This is a genomic window from Paenibacillus chibensis (genome assembly GCF_004001045.1).
In the GTDB taxonomy this organism is placed as follows: domain Bacteria; phylum Bacillota; class Bacilli; order Paenibacillales; family Paenibacillaceae; genus Paenibacillus_AQ; species Paenibacillus_AQ chibensis.
Map to the genome: position 1 here is coordinate 238,258 of NZ_BIMK01000003.1, position 14,954 is coordinate 253,211.

Below are 14,954 nucleotides of genomic sequence, written 5' to 3' on the forward strand. Positions count from 1 at the left end.
AACCATTTAATATAGTTATGATCTAAAAAACAGATCAATCAGGACAAAACCACATCTTTCATGAAATCCGATATGGCAATACTGACAAGTCACTCCGAAAAAAGCGATAATTGATCCGGCGGCATCTCCGGAACGTCCAAATTCAACAAATTCATCAGCTGAATAGCATTGTCCGCCGCATCGCCGCCTGAATTATTGTTGAAAATGACCCAGCAGTTGCGCGTCGATTCAAGCAATTTATCGATGTTGCGCTTCCATTCCAGAAGTTCATGTTCATTGTACCGATATAAATACCTTACCTCCCGCCAATTGGGCTGACCGCTGGAATGCCAGCCGGATGCGTTCCGGCCGTGAAGACGGACAAGCGTGCAATCCTCCCGGGTCGGTTTCAGAATGGTCGGAATGGAGCCTTCTCCGGCCTGCGGTTCATCGCAAATGGAATGGATCCACCCTTCCTCCCGCATAAAGTCAAGCGTCTTGTCTACCATGCTTTCGTCAAACCAGCTTCGATGCCGGAATTCGAGCGCCAGCGAAAATCCGTCCATCCATTCCCGCGTCCGGCGCAAAATTTCGACGTTCTTCCGTTCGCAGCCGAACCAGGGAGGATACTGGAACAGCACGGCCTTCAGCTTACCCGCTTCTTTCATCGCCTGAGCAGACTCGCGGAATGCCTTGAACATCGCTTTCGTGTCCGGAAAGGGGATTTTTCCGCGGGCATGTCCCGTCATTCCCTGATAGGCTTTTACGATAAAGCCGAAGTCTTCCGGCGTTTGCTCGCACCATTTCTGCATCCGTTCCGGCGAAGGTATGGCATAAAAGGAGCTGTCGAGCTCCACGATTGGAAAATGGCCCCCGTATACCTTCAGCTTGTCCGCGGCTTTGGTCCCCTTGGGATAAATATCGTCATGGTCTCCCCAGCCCGAAAGGCCGACAAAGACTTTCCTTTGTTCCTCATCCATACGTTTCAATGGCAATCGTCCCCATCATCTCTTAGTATGACCAACTCTTTTCGTCCAATAACTTTCCTTCTCTCTATAATACCCTTTAAACCCCGGAAGCCCAAACCGATCAGAAATGATGGAATAATTTTTGCGCACCAAAAAAAGCCCGCCGTTTTCACGGCGAGCTTCTTCCTAATTAGAATGGTTAATCTTTCACGGCCGCAGCGTCGGATGCATCCCGGACCGGCTTGCCGAAATTCGGCATTCCGTCCTTGCTCCAAGTGAACGTCTGGGCTCTCGTGTGCCGGTTGGGATCATAGAGCGGATCGCCAGTAATATCTTTATAGTTTCGGGCGTGGTACACGATGACATCCTCCCCGTCCTCCGACACGGTAAAGCTGTTATGTCCCGGCCCGTACTGCCCGTTCTCCTCCGAGGTCTGGAATACGGGCTCCGCCGACTTGGTCCAGGAGGCCGGATCAAGCAGGTCGGCGTTCTCATCCGCTTGCAGCAATCCCATGCAGTAATGATGATCCGTGGCGCTTGCCGAGTAGCTGATAAAGATACGGCCGCCACGCTTCAGAACCGCAGCTCCTTCATTCACCTTAAACCCGATCACTTCCCAAGGGTATTCCGGTGTCGAGATCATCGCCTGCTCTCCCGCCAGCGTCCATGGATTACTCATGCGGGAAATGTACAGATTCGAATTGCCTTCGATATCCGGGTCCTTCTGGGCCCACACATAATAGCGGGCACCCCGGTGTTCAAAGGTCGTCGCATCCAGCGCGAAAGATTCCCACTTCGTCCGGACCTGGCCTTTCTCCACCCAATGACCTTCAAGCGGGTTAGCCGAATCGTTTTCAAGCACATACATGCGGTGGTCGAACAGCCCTTCTTTCGTTTCGGTCGTCCGGGCAGCCGCAAAATAGATGTACCATTTTCCTTCTATATAATGAAGCTCCGGAGCCCATATATTCGCGCTGAGCGGCCCGCTCTCATATTTGCGCCATGCCACGACTGCCTGTGCCTCGCCGAGTCCCTGCAGCGTCAAAGATCTCCGGATTTCGATCCGGTCGTACTCCGGCACGGATGCCGTAAAATAATAGTAGTTATCGCTGTGCTTATACACCCACGGATCGGCTCGCTGCCATACGATAGGGTTATGGTATTCCTTCTGATTTATCTCCATGCTTGTTCTCCTTTATGTCTCATCCATTATGCTGAACGCATTCGTCAGTTTATCGGCTCCCGCTTTTCTACCAGCGGGGATGTCCCGGATACGGGCATGCGGAATCCCGCAAACGGGCTTTAACAGCTACCAGGCAACCGCAATAACGACAGGTCGTGCCGTATTGTAAATCCGGACAGTCCCCGCATTGTTCCATTCGCTGCGCATACACTTCATCCGCCGCCGCTTCTCTGCCGCGGGTGGCGATGTCTATCAGCGTTTGAAGTTTGTCCGGCGTGATATGAACAGTTTCCGTGCAGCCTTTGCAACCGGTCTGTCGCTGCATCATCGTGTCCACCTAAACAATGGACAGAACGACAACCGACGCAGGTGGAAGCTTCAGAACCAGCTCGCCCGCTTCCATCCGGGCACCCGTAAACGGCACAGGCGCCACTTCATCGGGATTGCCGAACGTATTGTGGGCGTTCAGCGAGGAATGAGTCAGCAGGGAACCCGTGACCTGCTTGCCTTCCGCTCCATTCAAACAGCAGCGGATGGATGCCGTCTCCGCATGGTGAAGGTTGCAGACGGACAGGTGAATAACACCTACGGCATCGACCGATGCCGACGCGCTTAGCTGCGGAATCTTCTCGGCCCCATGCTTGTAATCCGGGCTTTCGAAGGATACCTCCAGCCGTTCGGCATCCTGATGTACCTTAAACATGTCAAAAACATGGTAGGTCGGGGTCAGCAGCATCCGGTCTCCTTCGGTCAGCACCATGGCCTGCAGCACGTTGACGACTTGGGCGATGTTGGCCATTTTCACCCGTTGGCTGTAATTATGGAAAATGTTGAGGTTAATGCCGGCGATGAGCGCATCACGGAGTGTATTTTGCTGGTAGAGGAAGCCCGGATTGGTGCCCGGCTCGACATCATACCAGCCGCCCCATTCATCAACGATCAGTCCGACCCGGCCTTCGGGATCGTATTTATCCATGATTCTGGAGTGCTTAACGATAAGTTCCTCCATATACTGCGTATTCTTCAGCGTCGAGAACCACTCGTCGATCCCGAATTCGGTTGCGGAGCCTTTATTGCCAGCCCAATTCCCCGTCGGGAGCGTATAGTAATGCAAGCTCAGTCCGTCCATCAGCCCCGCCGCTTCGCGCATCAGCACCTCAGTCCAGTGGTAGTCTGCGGTATTGGGTCCACAGGCGATTTTGTAAACGCGGTTGCCGCCATAATTTCGGACATAGGTCGAATAGTGCCGGTACAGATCCGCGTAATATTCCGGTCTCATATTGCCGCCGCAGCCCCAGTTTTCGTTGCCGACGCCGAAGAAAGGCAGCTTCCACGGCTGTTCGCGTCCGTTCTCCTTCCGCATGGCCGCCATCGGGGATTCCCCGTCAAAGGTCATGTATTCGACCCACTGCTGCATTTCCCGTACCGTGCCGCTGCCCACATTTCCGCTGATATACGGCTCCGTGTCCAGCAGCTCACACAGACGCAAAAATTCATGCGTACCGAAATGATTGTTTTCTTCCACACCTCCCCAATGGGTATTAATCATGCGGGCGCGCCGCGATCGGGGACCGATGCCGTCCATCCAGTGGTACTCGTCCGCGAAGCAGCCCCCCGGCCACCGCAGCACGGGGATGTTTATTTTGCGGAGCGCTTCGAGTACGTCATTTCGGTAGCCTTCCGTATTCGGAATGGGCGAATCCTCTCCCACCCAGATGCCTTCATAGACGCACCGGCCAAGGTGTTCGGCGAACTGACCATATATATACCGGCTGATTGTTCCTTTAGTCTGCTTCGTATCGATCTGCATGTTGATCATTTTCTATTCCTCGCTCTCTAGGTTGGTAATTTCCCAATAGTGCTCCTGCATCTGCCTAGCCCTTCACCGCGCCAGCCGTCATGCCGTCGATAAAATATTTCTGGAACGCAACGAACAGAATGAAAATCGGAATAATCGAAAAGAAAGAGCCCACAATGAGAAGGTCATAGTTATTGCCGTACGGCGTAAGCAGCGTCTTGAGTCCGATGGGCAGCGTGTACTTTTTGTCGTCGCTGAGGACCATAAAGGGCCAAAGAAAGTTGTTCCAGCTGTTCATTCCGTTCAGAATCGCCATGGCCGCAAACGACGGCTTCATCACCGGCAAGATCAGCCGAATATATATGCCGTATTCGGAAGCGCCGTCCACCCGGCCCGCCGAGATGATCTCCTTGGGAATGCCGCTAAGATACTGCCTGAAGAAAAAGATCGTGGCGGCGCTCGCGACCCCTGGCAAAATAATCGCGGAATACGAGTTCATTAAACCAATATTGAATATGAGCGTGTACAGTGGCAGCAGCAGAATTTCAAACGGTACCATCATGATGAGCAGCACGCATATAAAAAGAATGTTCTTCCCCTTAAACTCGTATGCCGAAAAGCCATAAGCAACCGTCGCGCTGACAAGGAGCGTCAGGACCACCTGCACGACCGTCAAGAACAATGAATTAAAAAACCACGTGAAGTAGGCGTGATCTCCGGTGAACAAATAAGCAAAGTTATCGAAGCTCATGACCGACAGATCAAACCGCAGATTCAGGCCGTACCGGATCAGGTCCCCGCCCGGTTTGAAGGATGCGATCGTGACCGCATAAAACGGAATCAGGATCAGCAGGCAAACCACCGCAAAAAATAGGAAAAGGACGATTTTGGCCATCAGCTCTTTTTTCATGGATTAATCCTCCTTCTTAAACATGCCGGAGAATGCCAGCTGGGACAGGTTAATGATCATGGTAATCGCAAGCAGCACAATACCGACAGCCGCCGCATAACCCAGGTTGTTCTTCTCGATGCCCTGCCGGTACAGGTAGCCGACGATGGTGAGGCCGATATTTTTGGGCGAGTTGTTGCCGTTCCAGAGCATCATGCTCTCAATAAACATGGCCAGTCCCGCATAGATGCTGATCGTCAGGACATAGATCGTTGTCGGCTTCAGGAGCGGCATTGTGATCCGCGTGAACTTCTGCCATGCCGATGCCCCGTCGATCGAAGCGGCTTCATAATAATCATCCGGAATATTTTTCAGTCCCGACAGAAAATAAAGCATATTAACCCCGGTCCATCTCCAGGTTGCCAGCGCAACCAAGGCGATGTAGCCGGTCACCTGGCCTTTCAAAAACTTCATCGGCTCGATGCCGAAAATGCCCAGGATGCTGTTGATCATCGATCCTTCCATTTCCCCGAACATCAGGCGGAAAATCGTTCCCGCGACCACCACCGAAGTTAGTGCCGGGAAAAAGAAGGAGGATTTGAAAAATTCCCGCCCCCACATGAATTTATTGTTGATCAGAACGGCGAACAGCATGGGAAAAGGAATCAGAATAAGCAGGGTGAGCACCATGTACACCGCACTGTTGGCGACCGCTTTGAAAAAGGTCTTGTCGCCCATGAGCTTCGTATAGTTATCCAGTCCGATCCACTGCGCATCCTGGCCAAGCGTCACTTTTTGAAAGCTCATGCTGAGCGAACTGCCGAGCGGATATACCCAGAAAACAAGAAAAACGAGAATGAAAGGCAATACAAACACATAAGGAGCGACCTTTTGTGAATAGAGAAACCTTTTGATCATAGTCTCCTACCCCTTTGGAAAGAGAGCTGCTCCTACGCTGAGCAGCTCTCTCGAGTTTTGGCACCGTGAACGGCTTATTTTAATTCCTGCTCGATTTGCGCCTGGGCATCGTCAAGCGCTTTTTTGATGTCCTTGCCATCTTCGAAGATTTCGTTCAAGGTCACCGTGCAGAGCACGTTATTGATCGTCGGACTGGCGGGTGTGGATTTGATGAGCTTAATTTCGTTCTTGATTTCATTCAGCACGTCAAACGGATTATTGATGAAATATTTCACGAATTTGTTTTCCGGATTATGCGTCACGTCTTTCATATCCCACACGTCCATGTTGACCGGGTCGAAGCCGAGCGTGTTCCAAATTTCCTTGTTGGCATCCAGGGACAGTTTGGCAAAAGCCAGGAAGTCCTTAGCCAGCTGCACATCCTTCGCGGTTTTCGTCACGACCGTGCCTGTACCGCCACCGCCTACGGATCTTGGCATGCCTTTCTCCATGACGGGGATAGGGGCTATAGCGATTTTCCCGGAAAGATCGGCCATGTAGTTGGTATAACGGGACATCTGCCATAAAGGCATAAATGCGGTTGCATAATTGCCAGAGTTGAATTCTCCGTATGCTTCCTCGGTATCCGGCTGACCGCCGGCAATCGTGGCGATGACATCGTTATCCTGCAGGTCCTTCAACAGCTTAAGCGCTTTGACCATCGCTTCGGAGTTTACAATCGGGTTGCCGTTATCATCGGTCAGATCCGTACCTTGCTGCGCCAACAGCTGGGAAACTTGCCATGTTGCGCTTGTATCGGCGGTTCCCATATATTTACCTGTTTTCTCGTGAACCTTAATGCCTGCCTGTTTGAAATCTTCCCAAGTCACGATGCTTTTGTAGTCAACGCCTGCTTCTTTTAGAATCTCCGTGTTGTAAAACGCAACTGATGCGCCTACATGGGTCGGAATTCCGTAGTTTTGCCCATCCTTGCTGTACAGGTCGATTCTGGATTTGACAATGGTGTCCCGATAGGGATCGATGACATCATTCAGCGGTACCAGCTGCGGCGTCCCTTTAAGGAAATCCGGGAATTTGCCAAGCTCAATGTCCGCGATATCCGGAGCGCCTACGCCGGTCTGGACAGCGATCGACAGCTTGTTGTGCATATCGTCGTAAGGCATCACGGTTACGTTCAGCTTGATCTGGCGGTCTGGATTTGCCGCGTTCCATTTTTCAAGCATTTTCTCGAAATGCTGTCCGTGCAGCTCTACAAATGTCCAGTAAGATAATTCCGTCGCGTTTTCCCCCGCCCCGGCATCCAGCACCGAGCTTTCCCCCTTGGAGGAAGAGGAAGACTTGCTTCCGCATCCAAAGAGCAGCGTCGTCATCGTGAGCACCAGCATCATAACCAACCATTTTCTCTTCATTCTTGACCCTCCCGCTTCGCTTCGTTATTTGTCGGCATTCGCCTTTTTCAAACGTATAACATTCCAGGAAGCCTTGGATAAGCGGGCATGAAGCATTCCGTCCCGGCATTCCGCCCCTCCCTGGGAATGAGGTTTGACCTTTTCCTCCGCGGCGGTGTTCACCGCTTTCAAGTCCTCGTGCGCAAGCACGATATGCTCAACCAGCTCATAACCGGCGAAGCTGCGAACATCGCATTCGAAATCCAGTGCCTCGGTCAGGTGGCGGTTCAGTGCAAAGATCGTCAGTTCTTCCTCCGCTTCGTTAAAAACGATGGCGCTGTCCAGATAGGGAACATCCGTGTAATCCTGGGCATCATATTTTGGCGAATCGATAATTGGCTGCAGTGAGACACCGCGTCCATATATTGAAGCGTGAAGGTACGGATAGAAGATCGTTTGCTTCCAGGCACGCCCCCCAGCTTCTGTCATGATCGGTGCAATCACATTGACCAACTGGGCCAAGCAGGCCATTTTGACGCGGTCGGCGTGGCGGATCAGCGTGATCAGCATGCCGCCGACGAGGAGCGCATCCTCGAACGTGTAGATATCCTCCAGCTGCGCGGGTCCGACGCTCCATGGCTCAATTTTCGAGTCCGCCTCGTTTGAGTGGTACCAGACATTCCATTCATCAAAGCTGAGGTACATCGTTTTCTTGCTGCGTTTCTTGGCCTTGATGTAATCGCAGGTCGCGGTGACCGTCTTGATAAAGTGATCCATGTCCATCGTCCGTGCCAGATAATTCGCCGAATCGCCGTCCCGGTTGCCGTAATATTGGTGCAGGGATATGTAATCGGCAACGTCGTAGGTGTGATCGAGTGTGATCGCTTCCCATTCGGGAAAGGTCGGCATTCCGGTACTGGAGCTTCCGCAGGATACTAGCTCGATATCCGGATCCACCAGACGCATGGCCTTGGCGGTTTCATAAGCGAGCCTGCCGTATTCGACCGGTGTTTTCTGCCCGATCTGCCATGGACCGTCCATCTCATTGCCGAGGCACCAGGTCTTCACGCGGTGGGGCTGTTCGTACCCGTGACTGCGGCGCAGATCGCTGTAGTAGCTTCCGGAAGTATGATTGCAGTATTCAAGCAGGTTTCTCGCCGCATCCACACCCCGGGTTCCCAGGTTGACCGCCATCATTACCTCGGAGCCGGCATCCTTTGCCCACTGCATGAACTCATTCGTTCCGACTTCGTTCGGCTCTGTGGTCCGCCAAGCCAGCTCCAAGCGCTTCGGACGCTGGTCGACGGGACCTACCCCGTCTTCCCAGTTATAGCCTGACACAAAATTGCCTCCAGGATAGCGGATAATGGGAACCCCAAGCTCCCGGACCAACTGTTTCACGTCTTCCCTGAATCCCAGGCTGTCTGCGGTCGGATGCGAAGGCTCATAAATCCCTCCGTATACTGCCCGCCCCAAATGTTCGATAAAAGATCCATAAATGCGCTTATCAATTTCTGAGATTTTGAAGGACTTGTCTGCGATAACCCTTGCCTTCGGTGCTGCGGATGACATTGTTTGTATCCTCCTCACATTATTTCAGATTATTCAGAAATATTTTATGTTAATCTAAATGAATACGCTTACAGGTATAAAATAACATACGGGGATTTGGATGTAAATATAAATATTTAAATCTTTTTATGTTTTTATGAAATTAATATTCTTAACAAAGATTAATGTCTTGATTTGTCGAGGATTTCGAGTAAGAATACGGAGATAATTGAAAACAATTCTAAAATAAAACGCTTTATTTCATATTTTTCTGAGTATTTTTTATTCCCATTTATCAAATATTGACTCTATACTATCTTTCGAACAGCCATTAGTTTATACTTATCTAAAACAAAAGTTTAAAAGTTACTCATTACCTGTCGGAAGAGGGCTAACGGATATGATCTACATTAAAGATTTAATGAGCGGTATCGATATTTTTAAAGCACTAAGCTCCGAAATCAGAATTCAGATTCTGGAGCTGCTTGCCAAAAATCAGGCGCTCAATCTCAATGACCTTGCTGGCAAGCTGGGCCTCAGTAATGGAGCCATCACAATGCATATTAAAAAGCTGGAAGAAAGCGGTCTGATTGAAATCAACACAAGCGTCGGCAAACATGGTATTCAAAAGATTTGTTACCTCAATAAAGACAAGCTCATGGTGGACCTGCGCAGCAGAGACGTGAAGAATTTATATGAAGTGGAGATCCAGGTGGGCCATTACAGCAACTATCAGGCACTCCCTACCTGCGGCCTGGCGACCAAGGACAGCATCGTAGGCGACTTTGACGATCCCCGTTATTTCGCCGATCCCCAGCGGATCGACGCGGAAATCATTTGGCTGACGGAAGGGTTCCTGGAATACCGGATTCCCAACTATCTTAAGCCGAACCAGGCATTCCGCGAAATTCAGTTTTCGATGGAACTCGGCTCCGAGGCTCCCGGATTTTGCGACAACTATCCGTCGGATATTTATTTCTACGTCAATGGTATCGAGATCGGCTTCTGGACCAGTCCCGGTGATTTCGGGGATGCCCGAGGCACCTTCAACCCTGATTGGTGGCCGCCGCATCTGAACCAATATGGTATGCTGAAGCTGATCCGGATCAATAACGAGGGCAGTTTTATCGACGGATGCCGCATATCGGACGTTACCCTGGATCAGATTCATCTGGATTATAAAAGCGAAATTACCTTCCGGATTGCGGTCACGGAACAATCTGAAAATAAAAGAGGCCTCACCATCTTCGGCAAAAACTTCGGCAATTACAGCCAGGATTTATTGGCCCGGGTACTGTACGACGTGAAAGAAGGCTAACCCGCGCGCTGCAAGTTTAAGGACCTGAAGCATGAATTCCATGCTTCAGGTTTTTTAATGCGCTGTCATGCTCGGTCCCATGTGGCCATTTACCCGCCCCTGCGGCTGCTCTCAAGCCTCATTCAACGCACGCAGCAGCGTATGGCGGTCACGCACCAGATGGGCTTCCCGCAGGCTTCGTTCGAACAGCTCAGCATCGATTCCGAGCTCCTCCCGGCTTGCTGGCCCGCCCGCGCGCTGCAGCAGGGAACGAATCTCAGCCTCGGAAGGCACCTCTTTCAGCCACTCCCGCACCTCGGCCCCATACTGCCGTAAAGCTGAAGGCTCCCCTCCCGGATAGATTCCACGCTCTGCCGCTTCATGATACACGCGTGAAATTTCCGCGCAGGCGACCCCAACCTTGGCTCCGTGCAGCAGTGCCCGGCTGCCCCGGCGCAAATACTCCATTTCCCAATAATGCGAAAGATGGTGCTCCGCGCCGGAAGCCGGATGGGACTGACCGAACAGCAGCATGGCCACGCCTGATTCAATCAGGGCGGTCATGAGTATGCGGATTCCCTCCTCTGTCCGCTGACCGATCTCATCCACATGCTCTACGCAGGAGCGCAGCGCCTTCTCGGTCATGGCCGCCGCTTGATCCTGATAAGGTTCACCCGCGGTCAAGTGTGAAAACTTCCAATCAAAGAGCGACGTATACTTGCCAAGCATATCCCCGAATCCGGCGGCGACCAGCCGCTGCGGAGCCTGCATTAAGATGTCCAGATCGGCAAAAATCGCCGTCGGCGCTGAGGCAGGAAACGTCTTCTTGGCGCCGCGGACAATGAGAGGAGCACCTTTGGAAGTAAAGCCGTCCACAGACGGAGCCGTCGGCACGGAGATAAACGGCTTACCCGTTTTATAGCCGGCAAAACGGACAATATCATGAATGGTTCCTGAGCCGACAGCTATCAAAGCATCCGTAAGTTCAGGATGAACATGAAGCATCAGCTGCAAGATCGACTCGCCGTCTGCGACGACATCGCCCGCGGTTCCGGGTTCAATGAGGCAAAGATCCGTTTCAACGCCGCTTCCCTGCAGCTTGTGCTCCAGCAGTCTGCCGCAAGCCTCATACGTGTGAGCGTCGGCCGCGAGGATGATCTTCCGGTAACCTTTGTCCTGAAGGTAGGAAGCGACTTGGCCGATCGCTCCCTTTTCCAGTATCACACGTTCCAAAGCCCGTTCCTCCAAGCTCTTGGTCATGCTGATCCCTCCTTAAGTTTTATCCTTTTGCAAAGGTGACACCGGCAATCATTCAACCGACTTTTTCATGCTTTTCAGCCGTTTCATCACGTCATTCGCGCCCCGTCCGAAATAATCATGCAGCAGATTGTATTCCTGATACAGGCGCTCGTAGATTTCAACGTTTTCCGGAATGGGCTTAAAGGTCTCTTCCTTCACCCTCGCCATCTTCTCGGCTGCAGCAATGACCGTGTCGTATCCACCTGCTTCTTCGCCTGCCGCTACGGCTGCAAAGATCGCCGCACCCAGTGCCGGCGTCTGCTTCGAGTCGGCCACGAATATCTCGCGGCCTGTTACATCCGCATAAATCTGCATGAGCAGCCTGTTCTTCTGTGGCAATCCCCCGCATGCATACAGCGCATCCACGCTCACGCCGCTCGAATGAAAGGCATCCACGATTTTGCGCGTACCGAAAGCAGTCGCTTCCAATAAGGCCCGGTAAATCTCCTGTGGCTTTGTCAGCAGCGTCATGCCCAGTATCACGCCCGTCAGGTTTGTATCGACAAGCACCGAACGATTCCCGTTCCACCAATCGAGCGCCAGCAGTCCGGTTTCGCCCGGATGATAAAGCGCCGCTTCCTTCTCCAGCCACGCATGAACTCCAAGGCCCTCACTTGCAGCCGCATCCCTGACGTAAGCCGGAAGCGCTTCCTCGACATACCATTCAAAAATATCACCTACCGCCGACTGCCCTGCCTCATAGCCGAACAGTCCCGGGATGATGCCGTCTTCCACGACGCCGCACATTCCCTCAACCTGCTTCTCTTCCGTGCCGAGCAGCATATGGCAGATGGATGTCCCCATGGCCATCACGAGCTTGCCCGGGGAGACCACGCCTACGGCCGGAACCGCCGCATGCGCATCCACGTTACCCACAGCGACAGCAATTCCGGGCTTCAGACCCATCATTGCCGCCATCGGCTCCGTCAGCCCGCCCGCATTCGTTCCAAGCGGAATTACATCCCCGCGCAGCTTGGTCTCGGTCAGAGATTCGAGCCTCGGATCAAGCGCCTTGAAAAACGCCTTGTCCGGGTAGCCTTCTTTCTTGTGCCAAATTGCTTTATACCCTGCGGTACAGCTGTTGCGGACGATCCTTCCGGTCATTTGCGAAATGACCCAATCGGTCGCCTCCAGGAACAGATCCGTCCGATCGTAGATCTCCGGCGCTTCGTTCAGAATCTGCCACACTTTGGCGATCATCCATTCCGATGAGATCTTGCCGCCGTACCGCGGAAGAAAAGCTTCGCCGCGCTCCTCGGCAATCTTGTTGATGAGATCCGCTTCGGGCTGAGCCGCATGATGCTTCCACAGCTTTACCCAGCTGTGGGGATGATCCTGCAGCTCCGGCTTCAGGCACAGCGGCACGCCATGCGCATCCACCGGAAGCATGGTGCAGGCCGTAAAGTCGATGCCGATGCCGATGATGTCCGACGGGTCAATGCCGGATTCGCGGACGACGGCAGGCACCGACTGCCGCAGCACCTCCAGATAATCATCCGGATGCTGCAGCGCCCAGTCATGCTCGAGTTTCTTCCCCGAACCCGGCAGGCGTTCATCGATGACATGATGCGGATACGGGGTGACATGGTCCGCCACTTCCCGTCCGTTAGACAAATCCACCAGGACGGCGCGCCCGGATTGTGTCCCGTAGTCTACGCCGATCGTGTACTTCGTGCTCATATGAATCCCTCCATGAATCGCAAGTTGCGAGTATGATGACAGACATTCCATTTTAAGACTTTTGACCGTAATAGGCGTTCGCACCGTGCTTGCGCAGAAAATGCCGGTCCAACAAGACTTGGTCCATCGGCTGACTGTCCGGATTCAACTGGAGCATCCGAGCGGTAATTTTGGCCACTTCCTCGAGTACGACCGCGTTATGAACCGCTTGATGGGCATCGCTCCCCCATACGAAAGGCGCATGGGCATGAACCAGAACCCCCGGAACCTGCACCGGATCCAGTCCCAGCTCGTGAAACCGTTCCACAATGACATGACCGGTCTCCAGTTCGTACGCGCCTTCAATCTCCACTTTCGTCATCGGGCGGGTAACCGGGATTTCACCGTAAAAATAGTCCGCATGGGTCGTGCCTGAAGCCGGAAGCGACCGCCCGGCTTGCGCCCAGCTGGTTCCCCACGGCGAATGGGTATGTACAACCCCGCCGATATCCGGAAAGGAACGATACAACACCATATGCGTGGGCGTATCGGAGGATGGCCGCAGATCACCCTCGACCACTTTACCTTCCAGATCCACCACCACCATGTCTTCAGCCTTTAAATCCTCATACGGCACGCCGCTCGGTTTAATCACAAACAGTCCCTTTTCCCGGTCAATGCCGCTGACGTTCCCCCATGTAAAGGTGACCAGCCCATGCCTCGGCAAAGCTAAATTAGCCTCCAGCACTTGCTGCTTTAAAACTTCCAGCATGATAGCACATCCTTCCCAAGAATAAATTGTACGTACAAGCCAGACGATCAGAGTCCACAAAGGTGACTCCTTTATGGACTTCTAATTTCTCTTCGCAACCGAATCCCGCTCGATCAGCTGGGGCTCATATACCCTGTCCTCCGCTGTTTCTCCACGCTCAATGATCGCAATCAACCGGCTTGCGGCCTCCTGTCCCATCATCGTCTTCGGATGCGTGAGCGTCGTCAGTTTCGTTCCCGAAGCCGATGCGAGGCTGGAATCGTCAAATCCGATGATGGATACATCCTCCGGCACCCGCAGACCGCTTGCCGAGACAGCCTCCATTAACAGCACAGCCAGCTCATCGTTATAGCATACGAACGCGGTCGGGCGTTCCTCTCCTTCGGCCAGCATGTGCAGCGCCTGCTGATAGGGAAGCGTGTTTTTCTGCTCGGTGGTGTAGGTGACGACTCTTTTCGGAGAAGCGCTGATCCCCGCTGCTTTATGGGCGGCGAGGAAGCCCTTCAGCCGGTTCACCCCCTGAAGATCATCCCGTTTGAAGAATCCGGCGATACGGACGTGGCCCTGTTCCAGCAAGTACTCTGCCGCCTTATAGCCTCCGGCTTCATCATTCACCTTGAGGCAGGTGCACTCCAGTTCCCGGTACTTCTCGTTGATCATCAGGTAAGGAATTCCCTTTTCCTGAAGCTCCAGGAAATAGGCCAAGTTTGGATTCCCTTCGGCGCTTTTCGTCGGTTCGATGATCAGTCCGCTGAGCGGCTGACTCGTCATGAGCTGCAGGCTCTCCATTTCCTTCTCCTTGTTGTTGTCCGTGCTGGACAATAGAAGTCTATAGCCTCGGCTTCGCAGCTCCGCTTCCGCCCCGCGGACGATATGCGGAAAGATATAATCGGAAATGTACGTCGTAATGATGCCGATCGTCTTGACCTGCTCACCCTCACGGCGTTCCGGGTTTCTCGCGAAGGTCCCCTTGCCTTGGATCCGTTCGAGCCAGCCTTCCTTCTCAAGCTCTCCGAAGGTCTGGCGAACCGTCTGGCGGCTCATGCCGAACTGCTCCGCGATCTCGTTCTCCGAAGGCACCTGCTGTCCGCGCTGCAGCTTACCCGATTCGAACCAGGAGAGCAGTTCATGTTTTAACTGCATATATTTAGGTATTCGTCTATTATTCATTATTCACCTCAGCAAAACGCTCTTGTTTAAGAGCTTTCAGGCCCGTACCTATGGCCGATACCTAAAGCTCTTCTTATGTTTCA

Annotated in this window: 13 protein-coding genes; 1 reads left to right on the forward strand and 12 read right to left on the reverse strand. The window is 52.8% G+C overall.

The features are described from left to right. Positions 1 to 89 precede the first annotated feature (89 nt). The 8 genes from PCH05_RS03450 to arfA all read right to left on the reverse strand — a co-directional run bounded on the left by PCH05_RS03450 (position 90) and on the right by arfA (position 8,695). Positions 90 to 959 (reverse strand): DUF72 domain-containing protein, encoded by an 870-nt coding sequence (locus PCH05_RS03450; RefSeq protein WP_127600689.1) that lies wholly within the window; start codon positions 957 to 959, stop codon positions 90 to 92. A gap of 187 nt (positions 960 to 1,146) precedes the next feature. Further along, positions 1,147 to 2,130: a glycoside hydrolase family 43 protein gene (locus PCH05_RS03455; protein ID WP_174806219.1), complete on the reverse strand. Its 984-nt coding sequence runs from the start codon at positions 2,128 to 2,130 to the stop codon at positions 1,147 to 1,149. 67 nt (positions 2,131 to 2,197) lie between these two features. Beyond that, positions 2,198 to 2,455 (reverse strand): DUF6171 family protein, encoded by a 258-nt coding sequence (locus PCH05_RS03460; protein ID WP_127600691.1) that lies wholly within the window; start codon positions 2,453 to 2,455, stop codon positions 2,198 to 2,200. Positions 2,456 to 2,467: 12 nt separating this feature from the next. Beyond that, positions 2,468 to 3,949 carry an alpha-N-arabinofuranosidase gene (locus PCH05_RS03465; protein ID WP_127600693.1) on the reverse strand — a complete coding sequence of 494 codons (1,482 nt, stop codon included), beginning with the start codon at positions 3,947 to 3,949 and terminating at the stop codon, positions 2,468 to 2,470. Positions 3,950 to 4,004: 55 nt separating this feature from the next. Beyond that, positions 4,005 to 4,838, reverse strand: coding sequence for a carbohydrate ABC transporter permease (locus tag PCH05_RS03470; protein ID WP_127600695.1), 834 nt, complete (start codon positions 4,836 to 4,838; stop codon positions 4,005 to 4,007). A 3-nt stretch (positions 4,839 to 4,841) separates the two neighbouring features. Next, complete coding sequence (locus PCH05_RS03475) at positions 4,842 to 5,735, reverse strand: carbohydrate ABC transporter permease (protein ID WP_127600697.1); 894 nt, start codon at positions 5,733 to 5,735, stop codon at positions 4,842 to 4,844. 74 nt (positions 5,736 to 5,809) lie between these two features. Then, on the reverse strand, positions 5,810 to 7,144 hold the full coding sequence (locus tag PCH05_RS03480) for an ABC transporter substrate-binding protein (protein WP_127600699.1): 1,335 nt from the start codon (positions 7,142 to 7,144) through the stop codon (positions 5,810 to 5,812). A gap of 24 nt (positions 7,145 to 7,168) precedes the next feature. After that, entirely contained in the window at positions 7,169 to 8,695 is a 1,527-nt protein-coding gene (gene arfA / locus PCH05_RS03485; RefSeq protein ID WP_127600701.1) for an arabinosylfuranosidase ArfA, read from the reverse strand. Positions 8,696 to 9,074: 379 nt separating this feature from the next. On the opposite strand from arfA, the gene PCH05_RS03490 reads away from it, so the two are divergent. Beyond that, positions 9,075 to 9,992, forward strand: coding sequence for an ArsR/SmtB family transcription factor (locus PCH05_RS03490; RefSeq protein WP_127600703.1), 918 nt, complete (start codon positions 9,075 to 9,077; stop codon positions 9,990 to 9,992). Between the two features lie 111 nt (positions 9,993 to 10,103). On the opposite strand, the gene PCH05_RS03495 is transcribed toward PCH05_RS03490, so the two are convergent. The 4 genes from PCH05_RS03495 to PCH05_RS03510 all read right to left on the reverse strand — a co-directional run bounded on the left by PCH05_RS03495 (position 10,104) and on the right by PCH05_RS03510 (position 14,871). Further along, a complete protein-coding gene (locus tag PCH05_RS03495; RefSeq protein WP_127600705.1) occupies positions 10,104 to 11,231 on the reverse strand; it encodes a sn-glycerol-1-phosphate dehydrogenase in 1,128 nt (375 codons plus the stop codon). A 48-nt stretch (positions 11,232 to 11,279) separates the two neighbouring features. Beyond that, the gene (locus PCH05_RS03500; protein WP_127600707.1) at positions 11,280 to 12,950 is read right to left on the reverse strand and encodes a ribulokinase; all 1,671 of its coding nucleotides are present in this window, start codon (positions 12,948 to 12,950) and stop codon (positions 11,280 to 11,282) included. Positions 12,951 to 13,002: 52 nt separating this feature from the next. Next, positions 13,003 to 13,701, reverse strand: a complete 699-nt coding sequence (araD, locus tag PCH05_RS03505) for an L-ribulose-5-phosphate 4-epimerase (RefSeq protein WP_127600709.1) — start codon at positions 13,699 to 13,701, stop codon at positions 13,003 to 13,005. Positions 13,702 to 13,782: 81 nt separating this feature from the next. Continuing rightward, positions 13,783 to 14,871 (reverse strand): GntR family transcriptional regulator, encoded by a 1,089-nt coding sequence (locus PCH05_RS03510; RefSeq protein WP_174806220.1) that lies wholly within the window; start codon positions 14,869 to 14,871, stop codon positions 13,783 to 13,785. Positions 14,872 to 14,954: the final 83 nt, after the last annotated feature.